Genomic DNA, 16,081 nt, shown 5'->3' with positions numbered 1-16,081 from the left:
GGTTCCTCCAGGGTGGATCGAACTCAGCCGAGGCCGAGTTCTTTTTCGATCAGGGCGAACATCTCGTCGTCGCTCGCGTCCGCGAGCACCAGAGCCGAGTCGTCCGGCGGCTCGGTGGAGCCGAGGAGTTTCCGCTGCAGATCGTTCAGGCGCAGGAGCAGGTTCTCTTTGTCCTCAATGGACAGTCCGGTTGCCGCGTTCTCGAGCTCGGCGAGGAGCGTGCCGACAGCCGGCGTCTCCTCCGCGTCGAGCTCCGCCCTCAGGTGCCTGGCCAGTGCGGCGGGGGTCGGGTGGTCGAAGACCAGCGTGCTGGACAGGCGGACACCGGCGTCGGCCGCGAGCAGGTTGCCCAGTTCCACCGCGGTCAGCGAGGTGACCCCGAGTTCCAGGAAACCCCGCTGCGGGTCGACCAGGCGGGGCGAGTCGAGGCCGAGCACGGTCGCCGCGTGGCTGGACACGAGGTCGAGCAGCACCCGATCCCGCTCGTCCGGGGCGAGTCCGGCGAGCCGCTCCGCCAGAGAAGGACCGGCCGGACGCACGTCCTCGGCCGCGGCCTGCGTGGCAGGAACCAGATCCCGCAACAACGCGGGCACGTCACCGGCCGACAGCACGCGCACATCCAGTGGCGAGGGGACCACCAGCGCGTCCTCCATCGCGGTCGCGACGTCGAAGAGCTCCAGTCCCTGCCCGGTTTCCAGTGCGATGGCGCCGCTTCGCCTGAGCCGGGCGAGTTCCGCGCCGGTCAGGTTGCCGCTGAGGCCGGAGCGCTGTGCCCACAGGCCCCACGCGAGCGACGTCGCGGCCAGTCCGCCGGCACGCCGTCGCTGCGCCAACGCGTCCAGGAAGGTGTTGGCCGCCGCGTAGTTCGCCTGTCCCTGAGCACCCAGCACACCCGCCGCCGAGGAGAACAGCACGAACAGCCCGAGATCCAGGTGCTGCGTCAGCTCGTGCAGGTACCACGCCGAGTCGGCCTTGGCTCGCAGGACCTCGTCGATCTGGTCATCGGTCATCGTGGCGACCACGCCGTCGTCCACGATGCCCGCGGCGTGAACGACACCGGCCAGCGGATGTTCGGCCGGCACGTCGGCGATGAGCTTGGCGACGTCCTGCCGGTCCGCCATGTCGCAGGCGACGACCCTGACCTCGGCGCCCAGCTCGGTCAGCTCCGCGGCCAGTCGCAGCGCGTCCGGTGCCTCGGGTCCCCGGCGGCTGGTCAGCAGGAGGCTGCGCACCCCACGAGTCGTCACCAGGTGACGCGCGATCACACCGCCCAGAGCGCCCGTGCCGCCGGTGACGAGCACGGTTCCGGACAGCTCCCGCTGCTCGGCCGCCGCCGGTGCTTCGTCCACACGGGACAGACGTGGCACCAGGACGACGCCTTCCCGAATCGCCAGCTGCGACTCGTTCCGGCCGAGAGCAGCACCGACCGCGGCGCGGAGGATGTGCTCCGAACGTTCGTCCCCGTCCAGGTCGACCAGCAGGAATCGGTCGGGATGTTCGGACTGGGCCGAACGGACCAGGCCCCACACGCCCGCGTCCGCGATCCCGGTGATCTCGTCGCTCTGCCCGGCGGCCACGGCCCCGGTGGTCACCACGACGAGCCGGGCGGTGTCCGGGTGGTCGGCGGCGAGCCGGTCCTGGATCGCCCGCAGCACCGCGCGAACGGAGTCGTGCAGGCCTCCGACGACGTCACCGCCGGTGGACTGCCGGAGGAACACCACGTCGTCGCCCACCGCCGCGTCGCCGACGGGCAGCTCGGCCCAGCCGACCCGGAACAACGTGTCGTGCCGCGCCGGTTCGACGGCGGCCGGTTCGAGCCAGAGGCGTTGGTGCTGGAAGGCGTAGCCGGGCAGCTTCACCCGGCGCCCGGCGGGCACGATCCGCCGCCAGTCCACCGGAACACCGGCGACGTGTGCCTTGGCGAGCGCGGTCAGGAGGGCGACCTCCTCGCCCCGGTCACCGCGCAACGTGGGCACCACGGTCGCCTCGTCGGCCAGGGCTGCCAGCGCACTGCCCGGTCCCACCTCCAGGAACAGGGTCGCGCCGGCGTCGGTCAGCGCTCGCACCCCGTCGGCGAACCGCACGGTCTCCCGCACGTGCCGGACCCAGTACTCCGGTGCGCACAGCTCGTCCGACACCAGGCCACCGGTCAGGTTCGAGACGATCGGGATGGCCGGTGTGCTGAAACCCACCTCCGCGACGATCTCGGCGAAGTCGTCGAGCATCGGTTCCATCAGCGGCGAGTGGAACGCGTGCGAGACCCGAAGCCTGGTCGTCCTGCGTCCCTCGAACCGGGCCGCCACCTCGGAGACGGCGGCTTCCCGGCCGGCGATCACCAGCGCCGACGGGCCGTTGACCGCGGCGATCGACACCTCGCTGGACAGCAGCGGCACGACTTCGGCCTCGGTCGCGGCGATCGCGACCATCGCGCCGCCCGCCGGCAGCGCCTGCATCAGCCTCGCCCTGTGCTCGACGAGCAGGCAGGCGTCTGGCAGTGAGAACACGCCCGCGACATGCGCCGCCGCGATCTCGCCGACGGAGTGACCACCGACGAAGCCGGGGACGATCCCCCACGACTCCAGGAGCCGGAAGAGTGCGACCTCCACCGCGAACAACGCCGGTTGGGCGTGACCTGTCTGGTTCAGCTCGTCGGCCGCCGAGCCCCACATCCGTTCGCGCACATCGGCCGGCAGGTGCCGCAGCACCTCGTCCAGCGCCTCCGCGAACACCGGGAAACGGTGGTACAGCTCCATTCCCATGCCGATGCGCTGCGAGCCCTGCCCAGGGAACAACAGGGCAGGGGACTGCTTCGCGGGGACACCTCTGGCGACCTCGGTGATGCCACCGTCGGTCGCGAGCAGAACGGCCCGGTGGTCGAGATCCGACCTGGTCAGCAACGACCAGCCGACGTCGCCGCGCGGTGCGCCGACTTCGCGCAGACGGCCTATCTGGTCCGTCAACGCGGGTTCGGACTTCGCCGACACGACCCACGGCACGACCGCCTGGTCGGAGAACTCCTGCTCCGCCACGGCTTCCGGCTGTTCGATGATGACGTGGGCGTTCGTCCCGCTGAGCCCGAACGACGAGATCCCGGCCCGCCTCGGCCTGCCGGCGGTCTCCCAGGGGGTGTTCTCCGACAGCAGCCGCACCGCGCCGGCCGACCAGTCCACATGCGACGACGGAGTGCCGGCGTGCAACGTCTTCGGCAGCATGCCGTGGCGCATCGCCATGATCATCTTGATCACGCCCGCGACGCCGGCGGCCGCCTGGGTGTGACCGATGTTCGACTTGATCGCGCCGAGCAGCAGTGGCCGTTCCCGATCCTGCCCGTAGGCCTGCACGAGGGCCTGTGCCTCGATCGGATCGCCGAGCGTCGTACCGGTGCCGTGTGCTTCGACCGCGTCCACATCGGACGGTGACAATCCGGCGGTGGCCAGCGCTCGCCGGATCACCCGCTGCTGCGACGGCCCGTTCGGCGCAGTCAGGCCGTTGCTCGCGCCGTCCTGGTTGACCGCGCTTCCGCGCAGCACGGCCAGGATCGGATGCCCGTTGCGTTCGGCGTCCGACTGCCGTTCGACCACCAGCACGCCCACGCCTTCCGACCAGCCCGTGCCGTCCGCCTCGTCGGAGAACGGCTTGCAGCGGCCGTCCGGTGCCAGGCCTCCCTGCCTGGTGAACTCCACGAAAGCGTCCGGTGTGGACATCACGGTGACACCGCCGGCCAACGCGAGCGAGCACTCCCCGAGACGGAGTGCCTGTGCGGCGAGATGCAACGCCACGAGCGAGGAGGAACACGCCGTGTCGATCGTCATCGCCGGACCCTCGAATCCGAACGTGTAGGACACGCGGCCGGAAAGAACACTGGCGGCCAGGCCGGTTCCCGCCATCCCGCCGACGTCCTCCACCGCGTTCTCCACCAGTGTCGCGTAGTCCTGGCCGTTGGTGCCGACGAAGACACCCGTCTGGCTGCCCCGCACCGCGCGCGAGTCGATCCCGGCGTCTTCGAGCGCCTCCCACGACGTCTCCAGCAGCAACCGCTGCTGCGGATCCATCACCTGCGCCTCACGCGGCGAGAGACCGAAGAACCCCGCGTCGAACCCGGCTATGTCCCGCAGGAACCCACCGGAGGTCGTCGCGCTCAGGCCCGGTTCCACCCTCCAGCCGCGATCGGCCGGGAAGTCGCCGATCGCATCCGTTCCGGACGCGACGAGGTGCCACAACTCCTCGGCCGAGCCGACACCGCCGGGGAAGCGGCACGCCATGCCCACGATGACGACCGGGTCGCCCGCCACCGGGCCGGACAGCGGTTCCGCCGACGCGGGCTCGTCAGGTCCGGTCCCGAACAACTCCCCGAGGAGATACTCGGCGAGCACCTCCGCGGACGGGTAGTCGAATGCCAAAGTGGTCGGCAGGTTCAAGCCGGTCGCGCCAACCAGCTTGCCGCGCAGTTCGACCGCTGTCAGCGAGTCGAACCCGAGTTCGCGGAAAGCCTTGTCCGGTGGGACCTCGTCGACATCGCCGCGTCCGAGAGCGGCCGACGCGGTCGTGCGGACCAGATCCAGCAGGTGCTGCCGTCGCTCGGGCTCGGACAGGACGACGAGGTCGCGCCGCAACGCGGCGTCCTCACCGATGCCCTTGACCACCAGGGCCTCGGCGACCTCGGGAATCTCCGCCAGGAGCGGACTCGGCCGTGCGGCCGTGAAACCGGGGGCGAACCGCGCCCAGTCCATGTTGGACACCGTCACCGCGGTGTCGCCCGCCTCGATCGCCCGTCGCAACGCGGTGATTCCCGCGTCCGGCCGGATCGGCAGCACGCCGCGCTTGCGCAGATGCTCCCCGACCTCGGGATCGGCGGCCATGCCGGCTTCGGCCCACGCACCCCAGGCGACCGCCGTGGCCGGGAGGCCGCGGCCCTTCCGGTACTCCGCGAGTCCGTCGAGGTAGGCGTTCGCCGCCGCGTAGCCGGACTGCCCGCCCGTGCCCCAGATGCCGGCGATGGAGGAGAACAGCACGAACACGTCCAGCTCGATGTCCTTGGTGAGCTCGTGCAGGTGCCAGGCCGACGTCACCTTCGCCCGGATCTCACCTTCGAGATCGGCCGGCGTCAGCGACTCCACTCCGGCGTTGCCCGCCACCACGCCCGCGGCGTGGAACACCGCGGCCAACGGCAGTTCGGCCGGGATGGCAGCGAGGACGCTCGCGACCGCGTCCCGGTCCGCGGCGTCACAGGCGACGATGGTGACCCGTGCCCCCAGGCCCTCCAGCTCTTCGCGGAGCTCGTTCGCGCCAGGCGCCGCCGGTCCACGCCTCGACGCCAGCACGAGATGCTCCGCACCGTCGCGGGCGAGCCAGCGGGCCAGGTAGGCACCCAGTCCACCGGTTCCCCCGGTGATGAGAGCGGTCCCGCGCGGTTGCCAGCTGTCGCCCGTGGGAGCGGCCGCGCGGACCAACCGGCGACCGAAAACGCCGGTGGTCCTGACCGCGACCTGGTCCTCGCTCCCGCCGAGCACCGATCGAAGGCCCTCCACGATCCGTTCGTCGATCTCCACCGGCAGGTCGACCAGGCCGCCCCACATCGTTGGGCACTCCAGTGCCACCACTCGTCCCAGGCCCCAGACCATGGACAACCCGGCATCGGCGACCAGGTCGTTCTCGTCCACCGCCACCGCGCCTCGGGTCACACACCACAACTTCGCTTCGAGGCCGGCGGCGAGCACTGCCTGAACCAGCAGCAGCGTCGACTCCACGGTGTCCAGAAGGGACAGCACACCCGCGTAGGACCGGGACGGATCGATCGGATCGCCCAGTGTCTGGCAGTCGACCTCGGTCCCCAGCGCCTCGATCACCCGGTCGGCACCGGAACCATCCTCCGGGACGACCACCAGCCATCGACCTGACGGCACCTCGGCGTTCGTCGTGGGCACCGACAGCCAGTCCACGCCGTAGCGCCAGGAGTCGACGTCCGGCGCGCTGTCGATCACGGGCCAGAACCGCTCGTGTTCGAAGGGGTAGGTCGGCAGGTCCACCAACCGCCCTGCGGGAACCACCCGCCGCCAGTCGACGTCGACACCTTCGACGTGCAACCGGCCGAGCGCGGTGAGCAGCGTGGTTTCCTCGTCGCGTTCCTTGCGCAGCAACGGCACCGCCGGCACATCGTCGATCAACGCCGACAACACACCGTCCGGACCCAGCTCCACGAACATCGTCACACCGGCATCGGTCAAGGCCTGGACGCCGTCGGCGAACCGCACCGTCTCCCGAACATGCCGCACCCAATACTCCGGCGCAGCAAGCTCATCCGTGACCAGTGCACCGGTCACGTTCGACACCACCGCAATGCGGGGATCCCCGAACGACAAGCCAGCAACGACCTCGGCGAACTCCGCCAGCATCGGCTCCATCAACGGCGAATGGAACGCATGCGACACCCGCAACCGCGAGGTCTTGCGATCGGCGAACGCCGCCAGCACGCCGTCCACAGCAGACACTTCGCCCGCGATCACCACGGAGTCAGCTCGGTTCACCGCCGCAATCGACACACCGTCGGTCAGGTGCGGCGCGACCTCGACTTCGGTGGCCTGCACCGCCACCATCGCCCCACCCTCGGGCAACGCCTGCATCAGTCGTGCACGCGCGTCGACCAGCGTGCAGGCATCAGCCAGCGACAACACACCCGCGACATGCGCGGCGGCCACCTCACCGATCGAATGCCCACCCACAAAATCAGGGCGCACACCCCACGACTCCAGCAAACGGAACAACGCCACCTCAACCGCGAACAACGCCGGCTGAGCAAACTCCGTGCGGTTCAGACGATCCTGATCCGCACCCCAGATCACTTCACGCACAACAGGTTCGAAATGACCAAGAGCCTCGTCCAACGCGGCAGCGAACACCGGGAACCGTTCAGCCAGACCACGGCCCATCCCCACCCGCTGCGAACCCTGACCAGAGAACACAAACGCCACACGCTGACCGGCCGCCACACCACGGGCAACCTCGGAAACGCCACCCTCCGACGCCAGCAACACCGCGCGATGCTCGAACACACTCCTTGCGGACAACGACCATCCGACGTCGACCCGAGAGTCCTCAACGGCCCTGAGTCGTTCGACCTGGGACGCCAGCGCCGACTCCGACCTGGCCGAGATCGACCAGGGAACGACGGGCAGATCGGACGAGCTCGGCACGTCCGGTGTCTCGAACTGCTCCACGATGACGTGCGCGTTCGTCCCGCTGACGCCGAACGACGACACGGCGGCGCGCCGGGGGCGTCCGGTTTCCGGCCACGCGGTCTGCTCGGTCGCCAGTTCGATCGCTCCTGCCGACCAGTCGACCTTGGACGACGGCGCGTCCACGTGCAACGTCTTCGGTACCACGCCATTACGCACGGCCTGCACCATCTTGATCACACCGGCGACACCCGCCGCCGCCTGGGCATGACCGATGTTCGACTTGATCGAGCCCAGGATCAGCGGCTGTTCGCGGTCCTGCCCGTAGGTCCGCAGCAGTGCCTGCGCCTCGATCGGGTCACCGAGGGCCGTTCCGGTGCCATGTGCTTCCACAACGTCCACATCGGACGTTCGCAGCCTCGCGTCGGCCAGCGCCTGGCGGATGACCCTGCGCTGAGAAGGGCCGTGTGGCGCGGTCAGGCCGTTGGAGGCGCCGTCCTGGTTCACGGCCGAGCCGCGCACGAGCGCCAGCACCCGGTGACCGTTGCGTTCGGCGTCGGAAAGCCTTTCCAGCAGCAGCATTCCGACGCCCTCTGCCCACGCGACGCCGTCCGCGGTGTCCGCGAACGACTTGCTGCGGCCATCCGGCGCGAGGCCGCCCTGCAGGGAGAAACCGACGAACGCGTCCGGGGTGGACATCAGGTTGACGCCACCGGCCAGCGCCAGCGAGCATTCGCCCTTGCGCAACGCCTGGGCCGCCCAGTGCAGCGCCACCAGTGAAGACGAACACGCGGTGTCGACGGTGACGGCAGGGCCTTCGAGCCCCAGCGCGTAGGCCACCCGCCCGGACATGACACTGGCCGCCAGACCGGTACCCGCGTGCCCCAGGACGTCGTCGTCCGCGGTGATCAGGAGCTTGCCGTAGTCCTGACCGTTGGTGCCGACGAAGACCCCGCTGTGGCTGCCGCGCAGGGAGGCGGGGTCGATGCCGGCCCGTTCGATCGCCTCCCACGACACCTCCAGCAGCAGTCGTTGCTGCGGGTCCATCGCGAGCGCCTCACGTGCCGAGATCCCGAAGAAGCGGGCGTCGAACCCGGCGATGTCCGTGAGGAAGCCACCCGCGCCGGTCGTGCTGCGGCCGGAACCCGTCCCGGACAGCGCGTCCAGGTCCCAGCCCCGATCAGTGGGGAACGAGCTGATCCCGTCGACGCCGCCGGACACGAGGTCCCACAGGTCGTCGGGTGAGCCGATGCCGCCGGGGTAGCGGCACGCCATCCCGACGATCGCGATCGGATCGTCGGCCGACACCGTCCGGAGCGAGAAGGGCCGGTCGGTGTCGGCGTCGTGGCCGAGCATCAGGGCAGCGAGGTGACCCGCCATCGCACTGGGGGTGGGATGGTCGAACACCGCGGTGGCGGCGAGGTCCACGCCCGTCATCGTGGCCAGCCGGCGGCGCAGCTCGACCGCCATCAGCGAGTCGAAGCCAAGATCTCCGAACGCCCTGCCGACGGCGACGCGATCGGCGCTGGCATGTCCGAGCACCGCCGCGGTCTCGGCACGCACCACGTCGACCATGGCCCTGGTGCGTTCGGCGATGCTTCCCGACAGCACCAGGTCCGCGGCACTCACACCAGGCAGGGCCGCGACCGGTGATCCCGTCGGCCAGAACCGTTCGCGCTCGAAGGGGTAGGTCGGCAGGTCCACCAACCGCCCCGCGGGAACCACTCCCCGCCAGCCGACGTCAACCCCGTTGACGTACAAGCGTCCGAGCGCGGTCAGCAGGGCCGTTTCCTCGTCACGATCCTTGCGCAGCAACGGCACCGCCGGCACATCGTCGATCAACGCCGACAACACACCGTCCGGCCCCAGCTCCACGACCATCGTCGCGCCGGCATCGGTCAGCGTCTGGACGCCGTCGGCGAACCGCACGGTCTCGCGCACATGCCGCACCCAATACTCCGACGCACCCAGCTCGTCGGTCACGAGCGCACCGGTCACGTTCGACACCACCGCGATCTGCGGCTCACCGAACGACAAGCCCCGGACGACCTCGGCGAAGTCCTCCAGCATCGACTCCATCAACGGCGAATGGAACGCATGCGACACCCGCAACCGCGAGGTCTTGCGATCGGCAAACGCCGCCAGTACACCGTCCACAGCGGACACCTCGCCCGCGATCACCACCGAGTCGGCCCGGTTCACCGCCGCGATCGACACACCCTCGGTCAAGTGCGGCACGACCTCGGCTTCGGTGGCCTGCACCGCCACCATCGCCCCACCCTCAGGCAACGCCTGCATCAACCTCGCCCGCGCACCAACCAACACACAAGCGTCATCGAGAGACAACACACCAGCGACATGCGCGGCAGCCACTTCACCGATCGAATGCCCACCCACAAACTCCGGGCGAACACCCCACGACTCAAGCAACCGGTACAACGCCACCTCGACCGCGAACAACGCAGGCTGAGCAAACTCCGTCCGATTCAACCGATCCTGATCCGCACCCCAGATCACCTCACGAAGAACCGGATCAAACCGCCGCAGCACCTCGTCCAGCGCAGCCTCGAACACCGGGAACCGCTCGTACAACCCCCGGCCCATCCCCAGACGCTGCGAACCCTGACCAGAGAACAGGAACGCCACCCGATGCTGAACAGCCACACCGCGGGCTACTTCAACGACACCGTCGTCGGACGCCAGCAACACGGCCCGGTGCTCGAACACCGAACGGCCCAACAGGCTCCAGCCGACATCGACCCGAGAGTCCTCAACGGACCGGATGCGCTCGACCTGGGACGCCAGCGCCGACACCGACTTCGCCGACACCACCCACGGCACCACCGGCACGTCCACCGACACCGGCACGTCCACCGGCTCGGCCTGCTCCAGAATCACATGCGCGTTCGTCCCGCTGACACCGAAGGCCGACACACCGGCACGACGCGGACGATCCATCTCCGGCCAGGAAACGGCCTGCGACAACAACTCGACCGAACCCGTCGACCAGTCCACATGCGACGACGGCTCATCAATGTGCAACGTCCGCGGCACCACACCACGGCGCAACGCCTGCACCATCTTGATCACACCGGCGACACCGGACGCGGCTTGCGTGTGACCGAGGTTCGACTTCATCGACCCGACCAGCACCGGCCGTTCCCGGTCCTGGCCGTAGGTCGCGAGCAACGCCTGCGCCTCGATCGGATCACCCAGCGTCGTCCCCGTGCCGTGCGCCTCCACCACATCCACGTCGGACGTGGCGAGCCCCGCCCGCTTCAAGGCGCTGCGGATCACCCGTTGCTGAGACGGGCCGTTCGGCGCCGACAGGCCGTTGGAGGCGCCGTCCTGGTTCACCGCCGAACCGCGCACCACGGCCAGAATCCGATGTCCGTTGCGCTTGGCGTCGGACAGTCGTTCCAGCACCACCATCGCGGCACCCTCGGCCCATCCGGTGCCGTCGGCGGCCTCGGAGAACGTCTTGCACCGGCCGTCGGCGGAGAGTCCGCCCTGCCGGGAGAACTCGACGAACACCCCCGGCGTGGAGAGCACCGCCACACCGCCGACCAGCGCCAGATCGCACTCCCCCTGCCGCAGCGACTGACTCGCCCAGTGCAGGGCCACCAGCGACGACGAACACGCGGTGTCCACCGTGACCGCCGGACCTTCCAGGCCCAGCAGGTAGGACAGCCGGCCGGAGACGACCGCCATCGAACCACCGGTCAGGTTGTAGCCCTCGGTTCCGTCCGACATCGCGTCGTAGTCGCCGGCGGACGCCCCGACGAACACACCGGTCTGGCTTCCGGTGAGCGTCGTGGGGTCGATGCCGGCGTGTTCGAGCGCCTGCCAGGCGACCTCGAGCGAGAGCCGCTGCTGCGGGTCCATCGCCAGCGCCTCCCGCGGGGCGATCCCGAAGAAGTCCGCGTCGAAACCCGCCACGTCGGTGACGAACCCACCCGAGCCGGTCACGCTCTGGCCGGGTTCGGTCCCGATCAGCCCGGACAGGTCCCAACCGCGGTCGGCCGGGAACCCGGAGATGGCGTCGCGACCGTCGGCCAGGAGATCCCACAGGTCCGCGGGCGACTCGACACCGCCGGGCAGCCGGCAGGCCATTCCGACGATGGCCATCGGCTCCACCCGAGCGGCCACGAGCTGCTGGTTCTGCTTGCGCAGCCGTTCGTTCTCCTTGAGCTGCGCCCTGAGGGCCTCGACGAAGTCGTCCGCGGGTGGGTTCATCGCGCTCTCCACCGTCATCCTTCGCTCGTGATGGTCCCGGCGGCCAGCCTCAGCAGGCTCGCGGCGTCCAGGTCGTCCAATGACTCCGCGTCCTGCTGCGCCGGCCGGGACACGGCGGTGTCACCGGACGCGAGTTGCATGATCATGTCCAGCAGCCCGGCCTCCCGGTAGCGCTCGATCGGGATGCCCGCGAGCACCTTGCGAATCCGGGTCTCCTCGGCGTCCTGGCTTCCCTCGACCGGCTGGTCCGGGAGCAGTGCCGAACGCAGGTGCCGGGCGAGAGCCAGCGGCGTCGGGTAGTCGAAGACGAGCGTCGAGGGCAGGGCCAGTCCGGTGGCGGCGACCAGCCGGTTGCGCAGCTCGACAGCGGTCAGGGAGTCGAAGCCCAGTTGGCGGAAGGCCTTGTCCGGTGGGACCTCGTCAGCCGACCGGTGGCCGATCACGCTGGCCGCGTGGGTACGGGTCAGCTCCACCAGGACGGCGTGGCGTTCTTCCTCCGCCGCGGTCTCGAGTCGCCGCCGCAACGCCGAACCGGCCTGCGCACCGGCCTGTGCGGCGTCCGAGATGGACAGTGCGGCGACGACCTCGGGAATCGCCGCGAGCAGAGGGCTCGGCCTGCTCGCGGTGAACGCCGGGGCGAAGCGCTCCCAGTCCATGTTGGACACGGTGACCGCGGTCTCGTCCAGCTCCAGCGCCACGCGCAGAGCGGCCAGAGCCGTGCCGGGACTCATCGGCCGGACACCACGCCGCCAGAGTTGCTCGGCATCGGCGGCGAGTCCCACCTCCGCCCACGCTCCCCAGGAAACCGAGGTCGCGGCCAGCCCTTCCGCACGGCGATGCTCCGCGAGCCCGTCCAGATAGGCGTTCGCGGCGGCGTAGACACCCTGGCCCGCGCCACCCCAGACTCCCGCTCCGGACGCGAACAACACGAACGCGTCGAGCTCCAGGTCGCGAGTCAGCTCGTGCAGGTGTGCGGCGGCCACCATCTTGGCCCGCAACTCCGGCTGCATCTCCGGCACGGTCAACGTGGCCAGGTCGCGGTACTCCACGATGCCCGCCGCGTGGAACACCGCCTTCAGCGGTCGGTCGTGCGGAATCCCGGCCAGCACCTCGGCGAGCTGCGCCCGGTCGCCCGCATCGCAGGCCACCACGGAGACCTCCACGCCCATGGCGCCCAGTTCCTCGGCCAGCTCTCCCGCTCCAGGAGCGTCCTGGCCACGCCTCGACAGCAGCACGAGGTGCTCGGCACCCTGACCGGCCAGCCAGCGCGCCACCTCCGCTCCGACACCGCCGGTGCCGCCGGTGACCAGCACCGTGCCACGCGGCTGCCAGGACTGTCCGCCGCCAGCAGGCACAGGCGCGTGCACGAGACGACGTCCGTACACACGGGACGCTCGCACCGCGACCTGGTCCTCGCCATCACCCGCGGCCAGCACGCCCGCGACCGCACCCGCGGCGTCCGCGTCCAGCTCGACCGGCAGGTCGATCAACCCGCCCCACCACCGCGGGTACTCCAGCGCCGCCACCCTGCCGAGACCCCAGACCGCTGCCTGGTCCGGGCTCGTCACGCGGTCACCGCCACCGACGGACACCGCACCGCGGGTCAGGCACCACAACGGCACCTCGACACCGGTGTTCGACAGCGCCTGAACCAGGTCCACTGTGGACTCAGCCGTTGCCGACAGCGACAGCACACCCGCCGGTGGCTCGGACACCAGCCGGGCGGCGATCTGCGTCTGGCCGACGACCTCCACCGACATCAAGTCGCGCAACGACACGACCACCGAGTCCGCCCAGGGGTCGTCCTGCGGAACGACGACAAGCCAGTTCCCCCGGGGCGCGGCGAGCCTGGCGCTGGGCAGCTGCGTCCACGTCACCCGGTAACGCCACGAGTCGACGGTGGACGACGTGTTCCTGCGCTGCCGCCACGACGCCAGCCTGGGCACCACCTCCGCCAGCACGTCCTCGTCGACGTCCAGCTCACCGGCCAGCGACGCCACGTCCGCCCGTTCCACCGCGGCCCAGAACTCGCCCTCCACCGTGTCCAGGGCGACCGCGGGCGTGCGCGACGGCCAGAACCTCTCGTGCTGGAACGGGTAGGTCGGCAGTTCGGCCGAGGGCCCGGCGGGAATCACCTGGCCCCAGTCGACTTCCACACCCCGCACGAACGCCTCGGCCAACGACGTCAGCACTCGCGTCTCGCTGTCGTCGTCCCGGCGCAGCGTCCCCAGGACGGCCGCCTGAACGCCACAGGCCTCGACCGTGTCCTGGATACCCATCGTCAGCACCGGATGCGGGCTGCACTCGACGAACACACCATGGCCCTGTTCGGCCAACAGCCGGATCGCGTCGTGCAACCGGACCGTGTTGCGAAGGTTCTCGTACCAGTAGCCACCGTCCAGCGAGAGAGGATCCACCCAGTCACCGGTCACCGTGGACAGCCACGGCACGTCTCCTTCGCGTGCCTTGACCCCGGCCAGCGCCTCGCGCAGCTCGTCCTCCAGCAGCTCGACCTCGGGCGAATGGGAGGCGTAGTCCACCGGAATCCGTTTCACCCGAACGCCGTCACGCTCACAGGCGGCCACGAACTCGTCCACCGCACCCGACACCACGACGTTCGCCGGGCCGTTGACCGCCGCGATCGACACGCCCTCAGCACGCGCCAGCACGGCCTCCAGTCCTGCCGACACCGAAGCCATCCCGCCCTTGCCGGACAACACCCGCGCGATCAACTGGCTGCGCGTGGCGACGATCCGGGCGGCGTCCTCCAGCGAAAGGACCCCCGCGACGCACGCGGCCGCGATCTCACCCTGCGAGTGGCCCACGACCGCCGCGGGCACCACGCCGTAGGACCGCCACAACGCCGCCAGCGACACCATCACGGCCCACGAGACCGGCTGGACCACGTCGACCCGGTCCAGGTTCCGCCCCTCACGCAGCACGTCGACCAGGGACCAGTCCACGAACGGCCGCAACGCCGCCGCGCACTCCTCGACGCGCTCGCGGAACACCTCAGAGGTCTCCAGCAGGCCGCGGCCCATCCCGGCCCACTGCGCTCCCTGTCCCGGGAACACCAGGACCAGACCGCCGTCCACGACCACCCCGCGAGCGGCCTCCGTCACCTCGTCCCCGGCGACGAGCAGCACCGCGCGGTGCTCGAACGCCGACCGGCCGAGCAACGACCGGCCCACCTCGGCGGGCGACGCGGCGGCCGAGCGCACGACGTCCAGCTGGGCGGCCAGTGCCGCCTCTGTTCGCGCCGACACGACCCAGGGCACCACCGGCACCTCGACGGGGTCCTGGTCGGCCCGTGCTGGAGCCTCCTCGACGATCACGTGTGCGTTGGTCCCGCTGATGCCGAACGACGACACCCCGGCCCGGCGCGGCCGGCCGGAGGGTTCCCACGCCGTGTTCTCCGTCAGCAACCGGACCGAGCCCTCGCTCCAGTCCACATGCGACGATGGCTCGTCGACGTGCAGCGTCCTCGGCAGCAGGCCGTGCCGCAGTGCCTGCACCATCTTGATCACGCCCGCCACACCCGCGGCGGCCTGCGTGTGCCCGATGTTCGACTTCACCGACCCGAGCCACAACGGCCGGTCCCGATCCTGACCGTAGGTCGCCAGCAACGCCTGCGCCTCGATCGGATCACCCAGCGTCGTTCCCGTGCCGTGCGCCTCCACCGCGTCCACATCGGACTCGATCAGACCCGAAACCGCCAGTGCCTTGCGGATGACCCGCTGCTGCGACGGGCCGTTCGGTGCCGAGAGCCCGTTCGACGCACCGTCCTGGTTCACCGCGGAACCACGGATCACCGCCAGGATGCGACGGCCACGGCGTTCCGCGTCCGACAGTCGCTCCAGCAGAATCAGGCCGACGCCCTCGGCCATTCCGGTGCCGTCCGCCGCGTCCGCGAACGCCTTGCACCGCCCGTCCGGCGACAACCCGCCCTGCCGGGAGAACTCGGTGAAGATGAACGGATCGGCGAGCACGGTGACGCCACCGGCGAGGGCGAGCGAGCATTCGTCGGCCCGCAGCGCCTGTGCGGCAAGGTGAATCGCCACCAGTGAGGCCGAGCACGCCGTGTCCACCGTGACCGCGGGCCCCTCAAGTCCCAGGGTGTAGGAGACACGGCCCGAGATCACGCTGGACGCGCTCCCGGTCAGCACGAGACCGTCGGACGCCTCCGACAACAGACCGGAGTAGCCGCTGCCGCCCGTCGCTCCCACGAACACACCGGTGCGGCTGCCCCGCAACGACCGCGGGTCGATGCCCGCGTGCTCGATCGCCTCCCACGACACTTCCAGCGACAACCGCTGCTGCGGATCCATCGCCAGCGCCTCGCGCGGTGAAACCCCGAAGAACCCCGCGTCGAACCCGGCCACGTCGGCCAGGAACCCGCCGGATCCGGTCAGCCCCGGCTCCCAGCCGCGGTCGGCGGGAAAGCCGGTGACGGCGTCTCCTCCCGACCTCACGAGGTCCCACAGGTCCTCGGTGGAGCGGACCCCACCCGGATAGCGGCAGGCCATACCGACGACGGCGATCGGCTCCTGCCTGCCGGACTCCACCTCAGCCAGCCGCTGACGCGTCTGGTGCAGGTCCGCGGTGACTCGCTTCAGGTACGCGACGAGCTTCTCTTCGTCCGGCATGCGGAATCCCTCCTCTCGAGACGAACC

The 16,081-nt window shown here is 70.3% G+C and carries 2 protein-coding genes; both read right to left on the bottom strand.

Annotated elements, in window-relative coordinates:
• Positions 1-23 precede the first annotated feature (23 nt).
• On the bottom strand, positions 24-11,420 hold the full coding sequence (locus tag B0F77_RS28500) for a type I polyketide synthase (protein WP_425435737.1): 11,397 nt from the start codon (positions 11,418-11,420) through the stop codon (positions 24-26).
• Between the two features lie 2 nt (positions 11,421-11,422).
• On the bottom strand, positions 11,423-16,054 hold the full coding sequence (locus B0F77_RS28495) for a type I polyketide synthase (RefSeq protein ID WP_086666086.1): 4,632 nt from the start codon (positions 16,052-16,054) through the stop codon (positions 11,423-11,425).
• Between the last annotated feature and the right edge of the window lie 27 nt (positions 16,055-16,081).

It is taken from the genome of Lentzea kentuckyensis, assembly GCF_002150765.1.
GTDB lineage: Bacteria > Actinomycetota > Actinomycetes > Mycobacteriales > Pseudonocardiaceae > Lentzea > Lentzea kentuckyensis.
Note: the sequence above shows the minus strand (reverse complement) of the source record. Positions and strands in the feature narration are given on the sequence as shown.

What these genes read in the sequence shown, in the direction of transcription:
- B0F77_RS28495 (WP_086666086.1), bottom strand. Translation starts at nt 16,054, where the DNA reads ATGCCGGACGAAGAGAAGCTCGTCGCGTACCTGAAGCGAGTCACCGCG.